Origin of the sequence: Nocardioides sp. BP30 (assembly GCF_029873215.1) — a bacterium.
Taxonomy (GTDB): domain Bacteria; phylum Actinomycetota; class Actinomycetes; order Propionibacteriales; family Nocardioidaceae; genus Nocardioides.
Map to the genome: position 1 here is coordinate 2,241,223 of NZ_CP123620.1, position 14,256 is coordinate 2,255,478.

General features: G+C 69.6%; 12 protein-coding genes. 11 read left to right on the forward strand and 1 reads right to left on the reverse strand.

The window, feature by feature from the left end:
• Positions 1–148: 148 nt before the first annotated feature.
• Positions 149–1,384 carry a DUF349 domain-containing protein gene (locus tag P5P86_RS10620; protein ID WP_280607404.1) on the reverse strand — a complete coding sequence of 412 codons (1,236 nt, stop codon included), beginning with the start codon at positions 1,382–1,384 and terminating at the stop codon, positions 149–151.
• Between the two features lie 120 nt (positions 1,385–1,504).
• Here P5P86_RS10620 and P5P86_RS10625 point away from each other — a divergent pair, with 120 nt between their 5' ends.
• The 11 genes from P5P86_RS10625 to P5P86_RS10675 all read left to right on the forward strand — a co-directional run bounded on the left by P5P86_RS10625 (position 1,505) and on the right by P5P86_RS10675 (position 14,243).
• Positions 1,505–2,188, forward strand: a complete 684-nt coding sequence (locus tag P5P86_RS10625) for an MBL fold metallo-hydrolase (protein ID WP_280607405.1) — start codon at positions 1,505–1,507, stop codon at positions 2,186–2,188.
• Positions 2,189–2,198: 10 nt separating this feature from the next.
• Positions 2,199–3,563: a histidine--tRNA ligase gene (gene hisS, locus P5P86_RS10630; RefSeq protein ID WP_280607406.1), complete on the forward strand. Its 1,365-nt coding sequence runs from the start codon at positions 2,199–2,201 to the stop codon at positions 3,561–3,563.
• Positions 3,564–3,607: 44 nt separating this feature from the next.
• Positions 3,608–5,398: an aspartate--tRNA ligase gene (gene aspS / locus P5P86_RS10635; RefSeq protein WP_280607407.1), complete on the forward strand. Its 1,791-nt coding sequence runs from the start codon at positions 3,608–3,610 to the stop codon at positions 5,396–5,398.
• 220 nt (positions 5,399–5,618) lie between these two features.
• Entirely contained in the window at positions 5,619–6,617 is a 999-nt protein-coding gene (locus P5P86_RS10640; protein WP_280607408.1) for an ABC transporter permease, read from the forward strand.
• A 72-nt stretch (positions 6,618–6,689) separates the two neighbouring features.
• Complete coding sequence (locus P5P86_RS10645; protein ID WP_280607409.1) at positions 6,690–8,432, forward strand: ABC transporter substrate-binding protein; 1,743 nt, start codon at positions 6,690–6,692, stop codon at positions 8,430–8,432.
• Positions 8,433–8,563: 131 nt separating this feature from the next.
• The gene (locus P5P86_RS10650) at positions 8,564–9,577 is read left to right on the forward strand and encodes an ABC transporter permease (protein ID WP_280607410.1); all 1,014 of its coding nucleotides are present in this window, start codon (positions 8,564–8,566) and stop codon (positions 9,575–9,577) included.
• A 9-nt stretch (positions 9,578–9,586) separates the two neighbouring features.
• Positions 9,587–10,681 carry an ABC transporter ATP-binding protein gene (locus tag P5P86_RS10655; RefSeq protein WP_280607411.1) on the forward strand — a complete coding sequence of 365 codons (1,095 nt, stop codon included), beginning with the start codon at positions 9,587–9,589 and terminating at the stop codon, positions 10,679–10,681.
• Positions 10,678–11,874 (forward strand): ABC transporter ATP-binding protein, encoded by a 1,197-nt coding sequence (locus tag P5P86_RS10660; protein WP_280607412.1) that lies wholly within the window; start codon positions 10,678–10,680, stop codon positions 11,872–11,874. Before P5P86_RS10655 ends, P5P86_RS10660 begins: the two co-directional genes overlap by 4 nt.
• 2 nt (positions 11,875–11,876) lie before the next feature.
• Positions 11,877–13,337 (forward strand): replication-associated recombination protein A, encoded by a 1,461-nt coding sequence (locus P5P86_RS10665; RefSeq protein WP_280607413.1) that lies wholly within the window; start codon positions 11,877–11,879, stop codon positions 13,335–13,337.
• 11 nt (positions 13,338–13,348) lie between these two features.
• Positions 13,349–13,936, forward strand: coding sequence for a hypothetical protein (locus tag P5P86_RS10670; RefSeq protein ID WP_280607414.1), 588 nt, complete (start codon positions 13,349–13,351; stop codon positions 13,934–13,936).
• 1 nt (position 13,937) lies between these two features.
• Positions 13,938–14,243, forward strand: a complete 306-nt coding sequence (locus tag P5P86_RS10675) for a DUF6167 family protein (RefSeq protein ID WP_280607415.1) — start codon at positions 13,938–13,940, stop codon at positions 14,241–14,243.
• Positions 14,244–14,256: the final 13 nt, after the last annotated feature.

Below are 14,256 nucleotides of genomic sequence, written 5' to 3' on the forward strand. Positions count from 1 at the left end.
CGGCCTGACCACCGCCGATCGGCAGGCTGGGGACGACGCTGCCCGCCGTCGTACCTGTGGATGGAAAGTGGCCGCTACCGAACCGGTAGCGGCCACTCGATCCGCAGGAACTGACCTCTCGACCCGCGAAAACTGACGTCTCGGCGGGTCAGCTGAAGTCGGCCGAGGCCCGCTTCGCCATCTCCAGGAACTGCTTGCGCGACTCGAGGTTCTCCTCCAGGGAGGCGATCCGCTTGGCGTCCCCGGCGGCTCGGGCCTTGTCCAGATCCGACTCCACCTTCGCGATCGCGTCGGTGAGCTTGCTGATCATGTCGTCGGCGCGGGCCGACTTCTCCGGGTCGGACTTGCGCCACTGCTCGTCCTCGACGGACTTGATCGCCTGCTCGACCTTGCGCATCCGGCCCTCGAGGTCGCGGATCCGCTCCCGCGGCACCTTGCCGGCCGCGTCCCAGCGCTCGGCGAGGTCACGGAAGGCCGACTTGGCGGCACCGAGGTCACCGGACTCGATCTGCGGCAGCAGGGCCTCGGCCTCGACCAGCAGCTGCTCCTTGACCTCGGCGTTGGCGGCGAACTCCGCGTCCACGGCGGCGTTGGCCTCGTCGCGGGATCCGAAGAAGAGATCCTGAGCGCCTCGGAAGCGCTTCCACAGCGCGTCGTCGATGTCCTTCGGGGCCGGGCCGGCTGCCTTCCACTGCCGCATCAGCTCCCGGTAGCGGCCGGCAGTAGCGCCCCAGTCGGTCGATCCGGCCAGCTGCTCGGCCTCGGCGGCGAGCCGCTCCTTGACCGCCCGCGCACCCTCGCGCTTCTCGTTGAGCTCGGCGAAGTGCGACTTGCGCCGCCGGGTGTAGGCCGTCCGTGCGGTGGAGAAGCGGCGCCAGAGCGCGTCGTCGCTGGCACGGTCGATGCGGGGGAGCGCCTTCCACTGGTCGAGCAGCTCGCGCAGCCGGTTGGCGCCGTTGCGCCAGTCGTTGCCCTCGGCGAGTCGCTCGGCCTCGGCGACCACGCGCTCCTTCTCGGTGCGGGCCTCGGCGGACTTCGCGGCGCGCTCGGCCTTCCGGGCCTCGCGCTGGGTCGCGATCAGGGGCGTGAGCGCGTCCAGGCGCGCGGCGAGTGCCGCCAGGTCGCCGACGGCGTTGGCGTCGGTCACCTGGGCCCGGACGTTCTTGATCGACTCGGTGGCCTCTTCGGGGCTGAGCTTGGCGCCGTGAACCCGCTTCTCGAGCAGCTCGACCTCGAAGGCGAGGGCCGCGTAGCGCTCGGTGAAGAAGTGCAGCGCCTCCTCCGGCGTGCCCTCGGGATACTGCCCGACCGCACGTTCGCCGTCGGCGGTGCGCACGAAGACCGTGCCTTCGTCGTCGACGCGGCCCCACTGCTCGCTCGTCACTGGTCGTCCTTCTCGTCGGCTGATGCTGTGCTGCTCCGGGCTGGCTCTCACCCGCGGGTGCCCATCGTAGTCAGAGGTGTCGATGCGGTGGCGCCCGGTTGCGCTCGATAGGGTTGTCCGGTGTTGATCGCCGGCTTCCCCGCGGGCCCGTGGGGAACGAACTGCTACCTCGCCGCCACCGGTCCGGGGACCGAGTGCGTCGTGATCGATCCGGGCATGGACGCGGCCGAGGGCATCGCCGCCGTCGTCCGCGAGCACCGGCTCAAGCCGGTCGCCGTGCTGGTGACCCACGGCCACGTCGACCACATGTTCTCGGTGGCACCGGTCGCCGGGACGTACGACGCCACCGCGTGGATCCATCCCAAGGACAGGCACCTGCTCGCCGACCCGATGCAGGGCATGTCGCCCGAGACGGCGCGGATGATGCTCGGCGGCGAGCACACCTGGGCCGAGCCCGACGACGTCCAGGAGCTGGCCGACGGCCAGACGCTGGAGCTCGCCGGCCTGCGGTTCGTGGTCGACCACACGCCGGGACACACCGAGGGCTCGGTGACCTTCCGCTCGCCGTACGGCGCCGACACGGGCATCTCGGAGGTCATGTTCTCCGGCGATCTGCTCTTCCAGGGCTCCATCGGCCGCACCGACCTTCCCGGCGGGGACCACGCCACGATCCTGCGCAGCCTCGCTGAGAAGGTGCTGACCCTTCCCGACGACATCGTGGTCCTGCCCGGCCACGGCGAGCAGACCTCGATCGGGCGCGAGCGCGCCACCAACCCGTTCCTGCAGGACCTGACGACCCGATGAGGTTCCCTCGATGACCAAGCCGACGCCGCTCTCCGGCTTCCCCGAGTTCCTGCCAGCGCAGCGTTTCGTGGAGCAGCAGGTGGTCGCCACCCTGGCGCAGACCTTCGAGCTGCACGGCTTCGCCAACGTCGAGACGCGTGCGGTCGAGCCGTTGGACCAGTTGCTGCGCAAGGGCGACACCTCCAAGGAGGTCTACGTCCTCAAGCGGCTCCAGGACGAGGGCGCCGGGGATGCCGGCATGGGCCTGCACTTCGACCTCACGGTGCCGTTCGCGCGCTACGTGCTGGAGAACGCCGGCAAGATCGAGTTCCCCTTCCGGCGCTACCAGATCCAGAAGGTGTGGCGCGGCGAGCGGCCGCAGGAGGGCCGGTTCCGGGAGTTCACCCAGGCCGATATCGACATCGTCGGCAAGGACGTGCTGTCCTTCCACCACGACGTCGAGGTCACCCGGGTCATGCTGGAGGCGCTCGCGCGGCTGTCGGGTGCCGACTCGATCGGTCTGCCGGGATTCCGGCTCCAGGTGAACAACCGCAAGCTGATCCAGGGCTTCTACTCCGCGCTCGGCGCCCCCGACGTGGACGAGGTGATGCGGCTGATCGACAAGCTCGACAAGCTGCCGGTCGCCGAGGTCGGGAAGCTTCTGGTCGCCGAGGCCGGTCTGAGCGACGAGCAGGCGGACCGCTGCCTCGAGCTGGCCACCATCTCGGCCGGCGACGACTCCTTCGTCGAGCGCGTGCGCGCCCTGGGCGTCAGCGGCGAGCTGCTGGAGGAGGGACTGACCGAGCTGGCCACCCTGATCCGCGCCTGCGCGCCGCTCAACACCGACAAGGTGAGCGTGGTAGCCGATCTCTCGATCGCGCGCGGCCTGGACTACTACACCGGCACCGTCTTCGAGACCCGCCTGGAGGGCTACGAGTCGCTGGGCTCGATCTGCAGCGGCGGCCGTTACGACGCGCTGGCCTCCGACGGGCGTACGACGTACCCCGGCGTGGGGATCTCCCTGGGCGTGAGCCGCGTGCTCGTGCCGCTGATGCAGCGCGGTCACCTCACCGCGGACCGGCAGGTGCCCTCCGCCGTACTGGTGGCGCTCAACGACGAGGAGTCGCGGCCGGCCGCGGACGCCGTCGCCACGGCGCTGCGCGCCCGCGGCATCGCCTGCGAGGTGGCCGCGACCGCGGCGAAGTTCGGCAAGCAGATCCGTTTCGCCGAGCGCCGCGGGATCCCCTACGTCTGGTTCGACACCGCCGAGGGGCACCAGGTCAAGGACATCCGCAGCGGTGACCAGGTGCCGGCCGACGTACGGACGTGGGAGCCTCCGGTCGAGGACCGGCGTCCGCGGGTGGTGCTGAGCGACCACTCGACCGCCGAGAACTGACCACTCGACCCGCAAGAACTGACCACTCAACGTTAGGAACAGCAGTGATCCGCACCCATGACGCCGGAACCCTCCGCGTCGAGCACGTCGGCCAGACCGTCACCCTCGCCGGGTGGGTGGCCCGCCGCCGCGATCACGGTGGGGTCGCCTTCATCGACCTGCGCGAGGCCAGCGGGGTGGTCCAACTGGTGATCCGCGACGAGGAGCTCGCGCACAGCCTGCGCAGCGAGTTCTGTCTCAAGGTCACTGGCGAGGTGGTGGCCCGCTCCGAGGGCAACGTCAATCCGAACCTGGCCACCGGCGAGATCGAGGTCGTCGTCTCCGACCTCGAGGTGCTCAACGCGAGCGCGCCGCTGCCGTTCCCGATCGACGACGCCGCCGCCCACGGCGCCGGTGAGGTCGGCGAGGACGTCCGCCTCAAGTACCGCTACCTCGACCTGCGTCGCTCCGGCCCCGCCAGCGCGATCCGGCTCCGCTCGAAGGTCTACCAGGCCATCCGCGAGGTGCTCGGGCGCCGCGACTTCGTCGAGGTCGAGACCCCGACGCTGACCCGCTCCACGCCGGAGGGGGCCCGCGACTTCCTGGTGCCCGCACGGCTCCACCCGGGCAGCTGGTACGCCCTGCCGCAGAGTCCGCAGCTGTTCAAGCAGCTCCTGATGGTCGGCGGCCTGGAGCGCTACTACCAGATCGCGCGCTGCTACCGCGACGAGGACTTCCGTGCCGACCGGCAGCCGGAGTTCACCCAGCTCGACATCGAGATGAGCTTCGTCGACCAGGACGACGTCATCGAGATGATGGAGGACCTGGTCACGGCGATGTGGGCCACCATCGGCGTCGAGGTCTCGACCCCGCTGCCGCGGATCACCTACGCCGACGCGATGGCCAAGTACGGCTCCGACAAGCCCGACCTGCGCTTCGGCCTCGAGCTGGTCGAGTGCGCTGACTACTTCCGGGACACCCCCTTCCGGGTGTTCCAGCCTGGCAACGCCGAGTACGTCGGCGCCGTCGTGATGCCGGGTGGCGCGAGCCAGCCCCGCAAGGTGCTCGACGCGTGGCAGGAGTGGGCGAGGCAGCGCGGTGCCCGGGGTCTGGCCTACGTGCTGTTCAACGAGGACGGCACGCTCGGCGGCCCGGTCGCCAAGAACCTCTCCCAGGACGAGCAGGCCGGGCTGGCCGCCCACCTGGGAGCCGCACCGGGGGACTGCGCCTTCTTCGCCGCCGGCGCCACCAAGCCGAGTCGCGCGCTGCTCGGTGCGGCGCGCGTGGAGATCGGGCGGCGCCTGGACCTGCTGGACCCGGACACCTTCGCCTTCACCTGGGTCGTCGACGCGCCGATGTTCGAGCCCGCTGCCGACGCCGTCGCCTCCGGCGACGTCGCCGTCGGGGCCGGCAGCTGGACCGCCGTGCACCACGCGTTCACCGGTCCCAAGCCGGAGTTCGAGGCGACCTTCGACACCGACCCCGGTTCCGCGCTCGCCTACGCCTACGACATCGTCTGCAACGGCACCGAGCTGGGTGGCGGCTCGATCCGGATCCACCGCGAGGACGTCCAGAAGCGCGTCTTCGGCGTGATGGGGATCAGCGAGGAGCAGGCCGAGGAGAAGTTCGGCTTCCTGCTCGAGGCCTTCAAGTTCGGTGCGCCGCCGCACGGCGGCATCGCGCTCGGCCTGGACCGCGTCCTGCAGCACCTCACCAAGACCGATTCCATCCGTGAGGTGATCGCGTTCCCGAAGTCCGGTGGCGGGTTCGACCCCCTCACCGCAGCACCGGCGCCGATCACCGCCGAGCAGCGCAAGGAAGCCGGTGTGGACACCGTCACACCGAAGAACCTGTAGGAGTGCCCGCGGCGGCGCCGGAACACGTCCTGTGAAACGGCGCTGCAACAGGTTGAGACCAGATCGTTACCGGCAGGTGGTCGCCCGCGGGTGTGGCGTCACTTAGAGTCGGAACGGTGCACCAGCCAGCTGCACCGGCTCTCGCGCGACCACAGGGTCCGTGAAGCCGGGTGCGAGGAGGGGCACCAGTCCGATCGACCCGAGCAGCCACGAGGTACGCATGGCCATCAGCCCCACGGAGACCGAACAGCGCTCCGAGGTCGGAGTCGTCACCGTCGGGGAGGCGCCGGCAGCCAAGTCGCCCACGCGCCTGGCGGTCGAGCGGTTCCGCAGGGACAAGCTCTCGATGGTCTCCTTCATCGTGGTGGCCCTCCTCGCGATCGCTGCGATCCTCGCGCCGCTCCTGGTGCGCCTCGGCGTCCTCGACTACTCCTCGCTGCACCAGAACCTGACCGACCCGGCGAACGGCGGTACGCCGACCGGGGCGCACGGCGGCATCAGCTCGCACCACCTCCTGGGCGTCGTGCCGGGCAGCGGCTGGGACGTGCTGTCGCGGTTGTGGGTCGGGGTCGCGTTCTCGATCGGGATCTGCCTGTGCGCCACGATCGTCTCCGTCGTCATCGGGACCGTGCTCGGCATCATCGGCGGATACTCGCGCGGATTCGCGGACTCCTTCATCGGCCGCATCGTCGACCTGACGCTGTCCTTCCCGCAGACCCTGATGCTGCTGGCGCTCTCAGCGCCGATCATCACGCTGTTCCGCAACCACCTGCACCTGCAGGGGAACCTGGCGAACGCGCTCTACGTCATCCTCGTGCTCGGCTTCTTCGGCTGGCCCTCGGTGCAGCGGCTCATCCGCGGCCAGGTGCTCTCCATCCGCGAGCGGGAGTTCATCGACGCCGCTCGTTCGCTGGGTGCCTCCAACAGCCGGATCTACTTCCGCGAGCTGCTGCCCAACCTGTGGGCGCCGCTGCTGGTCGTCAGCACGCTGATGCTCCCGTCCTACGTCTCGGCGGAGGCCGCGCTGAGCTACCTCGGGGTCGGCGTGCAGGCGCCGCTGCCCACCCTGGGCAACGTGCTCTCGGATGCCACGCAGTGGATCGACGGTGATCCGATCTACTTCTGGATCCCGGCGGTCGTGATCGTGGTCGTGGTCGTCAGCTTCAACCTGCTCGGCGACGGTCTGCGCGACGCGCTCGACCCGAAGGCCGGCCGGTAGCCGACCGCCCCCAGAACCCCCACAAGGGAACGTGCGCCGCCCAGCGGGGGCGCCTCAACCAAGGAGAAACGAATGACGACGAACGGTAGGCGGATCGCCGCCGTGGGCGCGATCGCCGCGCTCTCGGTCGGGGTCCTCTCGGCCTGCGGTGGTGCGGGCAACAGCGGCGGTAGCTCCAGCTCTGCCAACAAGGGCACGCTGTACTACCTCACCGCCACCTCCGCGAAGCCCGAGCACCTGGACCCGCAGCGGGTCTACATCGGTCGCGACATCACCAACCTGTCGCGGCTGGCCTACCGCCAGCTGGTGACGTTCCCCGACACCTCGGACGTGACGGCGGGCACCAAGCCGGTCCCGGACCTCGCCACCGACACCGGTACCTCGAGCAACGGCGCCAAGACCTGGAAGTTCACGCTGAAGGACGGCGTGAAGTGGCAGGACGGCAAGCCGATCACCTGCGACGACCTCAAGTACGGCGCGTCGCGCGTCTTCGCCCAGAGCGTCATCCCCGGTGGCCCGAACTACCTGGTGTCCTACCTCGACGTGCCGACCAACAAGGACGGCACCTCGATCTACGCCGGGCCGTACGACAAGACGGCCGCCAACAAGGCCGGCCAGGCCGCCTTCGACAAGGCGATCACCTGCTCGGGCAACACCATCACGTACAACTTCAAGAAGCCGTGGCCGGACTTCCCGCTGGCCATCGCCGCGCTGCACATGATGGACCCGTACCGCCAGGACAAGGACCAGGGCGACAAGTCCAACTACCAGGTCTTCTCCGACGGCCCGTACGAGCTCCAGGGCACCTGGAACGAGAACACCGGCGGCACGTTCGTTCGCAACCCGAACTACGACAAGTCGACCGACTCAACCGACATCCGCAAGGCGCTGCCGAACAAGATCGTCTTCCAGGTCGGCTCGACCACCGAGACCATCTCCGACCGGCTCATCGCCGACAGCGGCAACGACCAGAACGCTGTCACCGACCGCTCCGTGCCGCCGACCCGCTACAGCCAGCTCAAGGGTTCGGTGAACGACCGCCTCGCCACCGTCGAGTCGCCCTACATCGACTACCTGGCCGTCAACGTCAAGCACATCACCAACCCGATGGTGCGCCAGGCGCTGTACGAGGCGACGAACCAGCAGGGCTGGATCGACGCCGGCGGCGGCTCGCGCTCCTACAAGCCGGCTCACTCGCTGGTCGCCCCGAGCGTCGTCGGCTACAAGGCGAACCCCGCGTTCGACGCGCCGGAGAGCGGCGACGTCAACAAGGCCAAGCAGCTGCTGCAGCAGGCCGGTGTGAAGACGCCGTACCCGATCAACTTCATGTACGAGAAGACCGACACGGCCGACAAGCAGGCCGCGGTGCTCAAGTCGCAGTGGGAGCAGGCCGGTTTCAAGGTCACGCTGACCGGTATCGACGCCGACAACTACTACACCACCATCGAGAAGCCCTCGAACAACGGTGACCTCTACTGGGCCGGCTGGGGCGCTGACTGGCCGTCCGCCATCACCGTCACCCCGCCGCTGTTCGACGGCCGGGTCAACCTGACCAAGGACTCCACGAACAGCGACTACGGTCAGTACAACGACCCGGCGTTCAACAAGCTCGTGGACCAGGCGCAGAACGCCGCCTCGCTGGACGCGCAGACCACCGCTCTGCAGGCGGCCGACGCCCAGCTCGGCAAGGACTACGCCTACATCCCGCTGGAGAACCAGATCTTCAACCTCCTGCGCGGTAGCAACGTGACCGGCTACACGAACACGCCGGCCTCGAACGGCTACCCCGACCTCGGCGGGATCAACGTCAAGTAACGGCGACGGCGGCGGTCGATGACCTCGGCCGCCGCCTGCCTACCCAAGTGACTGACATCGGTGCGGGGAGGGACTCGTGAGCGTCCCGCCCCGCACCGGTCGGCCCTGAACGGCAAGGTGCACCCAACCCCATGTTTGCCTACATCGTCCGGCGAGCCGTGATCGGCGTCGCCCTGCTCATCGTGATGAGTCTGGTGACGTTCATCCTGTTCTTCTCCGGCGCCTTCGACCCGGCCCGCAACGCCTGCGGCAAGGTCTGCTCGCCGGCCCAGATCGCGCAGACCAAGAAGGCGCTCGGCTACGACAAGCCGCTCGTCGTGCAGTGGGGCAAGTTCCTCAAGGGCGTCGTCGCCGGTCGCGACTACCCCGACGACCCGGCGCTGCGCAAGGCGAACCCCAGCCTGGTGACGCACTGCGCCGCCCCGTGCCTGGGCTACTCGATGGTCAACACGACGACCGTCAACAGCGAGCTGAAGTCAGCGGCTCCGGTCTCGATCTCGATCGCGATCGTCGCCTTCGTGCTCTGGATCATCGGAGGCCTGCTCTTCGGCATCATCGCCGCCATGACCAAGGGCTCGTTCCTCGATCGCGGCATCGTCGGGCTCTCGCTGGTCTTCTACGCGTTCCCGACCTTCGTCATCGGCCTCCTGCTGCTGCGCTTCGTCGCCATCCGCTGGCAGATCTTCGAGCTGCCGGTCTACGTGCCTTTCACCCAGAATCCTGGGCTCTGGTTGACGAACCTCATCCTGCCGGCGCTGACGCTCGCGCTGTTCTACATGGCTGCGTACGCCCGGATGAGCCGCGCCTTCATCATCGAGGCCTCAGGCGAGGACTACGTCCGCACGGCCAAGGCGAAGGGCGTGAAACGAGTCCCGCTGCTGCTCAAGCACACCCTGCGCGCGGCGCTGACGCCGCTGGTGACGATGGCAGGCCTGGACCTGGCCATCCTGCTGGGCGGCGCGATCATCACCGAGAACGTCTTCACCTTCCACGGCCTCGGCCTGTTGGCGGTGACGTCGAACTCCCGGCAGGACCTGCCGACGATCGTCGGCATCGTGCTGCTGCTGTCCGCGTTCGTGATCGTCGCCAACGTGATCGTCGACATCCTCTACGCCTTCATCGACCCCCGCGTGCGGCTGGTCTGAGGAAGAAACATGAGCACACTTGTGAACAACGCTGAAACCGGAAGCTCGGCCGCTAGCGAGGGCTACCTGTCCGTCCGCGATCTGGTGGTCCACTTCCCGACCTCCGACGGTGTCGTCAAGGCGACCGACGGACTCTCCTACGACGTCGCGCGCGGCAAGACGCTCGGGATCGTCGGCGAGTCCGGCTCGGGCAAGTCCGTCTCGAGCTCGGCGATCCTCGGACTCCACCGCGGCACCAACGCCCAGGTCTCCGGCGAGATCCTGCTCGACGGCGTCGACCTGCTGCAGGTCTCCGACGAGGAGATGCGTCGGCGGCGCGGCAAGGACGTCGCGATGATCTTCCAGGACCCGCTCTCGGCGATGCACCCGTACTACACGGTCGGCAACCAGATCGCTGAGGCCTACCGGGTGCACAACCACGTCTCGCGTCGCGCAGCGCGGGCCCGCGCGATCGAGATGCTCGACCGGGTCGGCATCCCGCAGCCCTCGCGCCGCGTCGACGACTACCCGCACCAGTTCTCCGGCGGTATGCGCCAGCGCGCCATGATCGCGATGAGCCTGATCAACGACCCGGGCCTGCTGATCGCCGACGAGCCGACGACCGCCCTCGACGTGACCGTCCAGGCGCAGATCCTCGACCTGCTGCAGGACCTGCAGCGGGAGTTCAACTCAGCGATCATCATCATCACCCACGACCTCGGTGTCGTGGCCGAGATGGCCGACGACGTCCTGGTGATGTACGGCGGCCGGGCGGTCGAGTACGGCCCCACCGCCGAGATCCTGGTCCGACCGGAGATGCCCTACACCTGGGGCCTGCTCTCCAGCGTCCCGGACGTCCTGGGCGACACCGACGCGAAGCTGATTCCGATCCCGGGCAACCCTCCGAGCCTCCTGCACCCGCCGAGCGGGTGCGCCTTCCACCCGCGCTGCACGCACCGCGACAAGGTGCCGGGGAACCTGTGCTTCACCGAGCTGCCCGAGCTGTTGCCTGTGGCGGAGGGCCGCAACCACACGAAGCGATGCCACCTCGCCAACCCGGACGAGGTGTACGCGATCGAGGTACTTCCCGAGATCGCGCCCGACCTGGTGGAGGAGCAGGGATGAGTGCCGACAACGACCTGAAGGTCTCGGGGCACACCGCTGTCACGGCCGACCCGTCCGCACCGCCGGTGCTCACGGTCAACGACCTGCAGATGCACTTCCCGGTCAAGAGCCCCGGGGTGATCCGGCGTACCGTCGGCGCGGTCAAGGCCGTGGACGGGGTCTCCTTCCAGGTGCCGACCAACGGCTCGCTCGGGCTGGTGGGCGAGTCCGGCTGTGGCAAGTCCACCACCGGCCGGCTGATCACCCGGCTCTACGAGCCGACCGACGGGTCGATCGAGTTCGAGGGCCGCGACATCGCGCACCTCTCCCAGCGCCAGCTGCTGCCGCTGCGGCGCGAGATCCAGATGATCTTCCAGGACCCGGCGACCTCGCTGAACCCGCGGCACACCGTCGGCTCGATCATCGGCGCGCCCCTGGAGATCCACAAGGTGCTGCCGAAGGACAAGATCCTCGGCCGCGTCCAGGAGCTGCTCGAGATCGTCGGGCTCAACCCGGAGCACTACAACCGCTACCCGCACGAGTTCTCCGGCGGTCAGCGTCAGCGCATCGGCATCGCCCGCGCCCTGACCCTGCAGCCGAAGCTGTTGGTGGCCGACGAGCCGGTGTCGGCTCTCGACGTGTCGATCCAGGCGCAGGTGATCAACCTGCTCCAGGACCTGCAGCGGGAGTTCGGCATCGCGTTCCTGTTCATCGCCCACGACCTCGCGGTGGTGCGGCACTTCTGCCCCGAGATCGCGGTGATGTACCTGGGCAAGATCGTCGAGATCGGCGACCGCGAGAGCATCTACAACCACGCTCACCACCCGTACACGCAGGCACTGCTCTCTGCCGTGCCGGACGTCAAGCAGGCCACGCTCGGCGGCCGCCGCGAGCGCATCCGGCTCACCGGCGACGTGCCGAGCCCGATCAACCCGCCCTCGGGCTGCCGGTTCCGCACCCGCTGCCCGATCGCCAAGGAGATCTGCGCGAAGGTCGAGCCGCCGCTGCTGCAGATCGGCCCGACGCACAAGGTGGCCTGCCACTTCCCGGGCGAGATCGGCAAGGCGCCGGAGACGCCGGTGACCTCGCGTCTGCTGGGCGTGGACGACTACGGCACCCCCGACCCGGGCGCCAGCCCGGTCGAGCTGCCGACGGGACCGAGCTTCAGCAACACCTGGTTCGACCTCGGGAACCGCACCATCCATACTGCGTAGTCGTGGAGGGGCTCTTCGAGATCGCCGACGAGCCGTCGCGTGGTTCGCGTACGCCGGAGGGCGGGTCCCTCTCCGACGCCGACCACGTGGCGGCTCCACTGGCGGTGCGGATGCGTCCGCGCACGCTCGACGAGCTGGTCGGACAGGAGCAGCTGCGCGCGCCCGGCTCGCCCCTGCGGCAGTTGATCGAGGGCGACCAGTCGCTCTCGCTGCTGCTGTGGGGCCCGCCGGGGACGGGCAAGACCACGATCGCCTCGATCGTCTCGCGGCAGACCGATCGCCGCTTCGTCGAGGTCTCCGCCGTCAGTGCCGGGGTGAAGGAGGTGCGGGCAGCGATCGACGCCGCCCGGGCCGACCTCGTCCGCACCGGCCGCGAGACGGTGCTCTTCGTCGACGAGGTGCACCGGTTCTCCAAGGCCCAGCAGGACGCGCTGCTGCCGGGGGTGGAGAACCGCTGGGTGACGCTGGTAGCGGCCACCACCGAGAACCCGTTCTTCTCGGTGATCAGCCCGCTGCTCTCCCGCAGTCTGCTGCTGCGACTGGAGTCGCTCACCGATGACGACGTACGGGGCGTGCTGCGACGCGCGCTGACCGACGAGCGAGGCCTCGCCGGCCGGGTCACCATCGCCGAGGAGGCGCTGGAGCACCTCGTGCGGCTGGCAGGAGGCGACGCGCGGCGCTCCCTGACCTACCTGGAGGCGGCCGCGGGTGCGGCGCTGTCGATGGCGCCCGGTGGCGCTCCGCGCACGACGTCGACCGATTCGACCGGGTCGACCGATTCGACCGATTCGACCGATTCGACCGAGCCGGTCGAGGCTCCTGTCGAGATCACCCTCGAGGCGGCGGAGACGGCCGTCGACCAGGCGGCGGTGCGCTACGACCGCCAGGGGGACCAGCACTACGACGTGGTCAGCGCCTTCATCAAGTCGGTGCGCGGCTCGGACGCCGACGCCGCGCTGCACTATCTTGCCCGGATGCTCGAGGCGGGGGAGGACCCGCGCTTCATCGCGCGGCGGCTGATGATCCTGGCCAGCGAGGACATCGGCCTGGCCGACCCGACGGCACTGCAGACAGCCGTCGCGGCGGCCCAGACGGTGCAGCTGATCGGCCTGCCCGAGGCACAGCTGACACTGGCGCACGCCACCATCGCCCTCGCGGTGGCGCCCAAGTCCAACGCGGTCACGACCGCGATCTTCGCGGCGATCGCCGACGTGAAGGCCGGCCGGATCGGTCAGGTTCCCTCCCACCTGCGCGACGCCCACTACGGCGGCGCGAAGAAGCTGGGCCACGGTGCCGGCTACAAGTACGCGCACGACGAGCCGTTCGGCATCGCCGAGCAGCAGTACGCTCCGGACGCCGTCGAGGACGCCGCCTACTACCAGCCGACCAGCTACGGCGCCGAGGCGGCGGTCAAGGAGCGCTGGGAACGGATCCGCGCGATCATCCGTGGTGGTGCGCGATAGGGTCGGGGGCCATGACCGCGCTCTCGATCACCCTCGCCCTCGTGGCGGTGGTCGCGGCTGCCCTGGCGCTGGTCGCGGTGATCGCCGGACGCCGCGCGCTGACAGCGGCGTCACGGCGCGAGCAGGTCGCGGAGCAGGACCTCGCCGAGATGCGCGAGCGCCTCGCCGTACTCGAGCAGAGGACGAGGCCCGGTGCGCGGTCAGGGGGCGACGCTGAGTCAGCCGACGACCGCGAGTTCGTGATCACCAGGCTCGGCTCCCTCGAGGCTCTCGAGGCGGACGGCACCGACCGCGCGCCGGCGCAGGTGAGCCTGACAGCGCCCGCCTTCGCGGACGCGGTGCTGCGCGAGACAGTCGTGCAGACGGCATCGCTGGCGCACGGGCTGCGGCGCGCGCTTGCGCCCGAGACCCGCAACCGCATCCGGTTCGAGATGAGGCGCGAGCTCAAGCGCAGTCGCAAGGAGCGCAGGCTGGAGGCCAGGGAGGCGCTGCGGGAGTACCGCGCCCGGCGCCGCGCCGGCAGCGGCCCGACGACCACCCCGACGACCGCCCCGGCGCCCGGCATGGCCGCCGAGGAACCCGACGCGGGGGTGGCCTGAGATGCGCCGGGGTCTGTGGTTCGCCGCCGGCGCCGGTGCCGGGCTCTACGCAGCGATCCGCGGTCGCCGGGCCGCCGAGGCGTTCACCCCCGACGGGCTGCGCGATCGCTGGCAGGCGCTCGGTCTCGGCGCCCGGCTCTTCCGCGAGGAGGTGGCCGTCGGCAAGGCCGACGCCGAGGTCCGGCTCCGCGAGCGGTTCGCCCCGTCCCCCGACTCCACGCCGCAACTGACCAGCGGTCTCGACACGCCGTCGCTCGTTCCCCACGACGGCGGCTCGACCCACGAACGCAAGGATGGCAAGCAGTGACGACAGCGACACC

What these genes read in the sequence shown, in the direction of transcription:
- hisS (WP_280607406.1), top strand. Translation starts at nt 2,199, where the DNA reads ATGACCAAGCCGACGCCGCTCTCCGGCTTCCCCGAGTTCCTGCCAGCG.
- P5P86_RS10640 (WP_280607408.1), top strand. Translation starts at nt 5,619, where the DNA reads ATGGCCATCAGCCCCACGGAGACCGAACAGCGCTCCGAGGTCGGAGTC.
- P5P86_RS10645 (WP_280607409.1), top strand. Translation starts at nt 6,690, where the DNA reads ATGACGACGAACGGTAGGCGGATCGCCGCCGTGGGCGCGATCGCCGCG.
- P5P86_RS10650 (WP_280607410.1), top strand. Translation starts at nt 8,564, where the DNA reads ATGTTTGCCTACATCGTCCGGCGAGCCGTGATCGGCGTCGCCCTGCTC.
- P5P86_RS10655 (WP_280607411.1), top strand. Translation starts at nt 9,587, where the DNA reads ATGAGCACACTTGTGAACAACGCTGAAACCGGAAGCTCGGCCGCTAGC.
- P5P86_RS10660 (WP_280607412.1), top strand. Translation starts at nt 10,678, where the DNA reads ATGAGTGCCGACAACGACCTGAAGGTCTCGGGGCACACCGCTGTCACG.
- P5P86_RS10670 (WP_280607414.1), top strand. Translation starts at nt 13,349, where the DNA reads ATGACCGCGCTCTCGATCACCCTCGCCCTCGTGGCGGTGGTCGCGGCT.
- P5P86_RS10675 (WP_280607415.1), top strand. Translation starts at nt 13,938, where the DNA reads ATGCGCCGGGGTCTGTGGTTCGCCGCCGGCGCCGGTGCCGGGCTCTAC.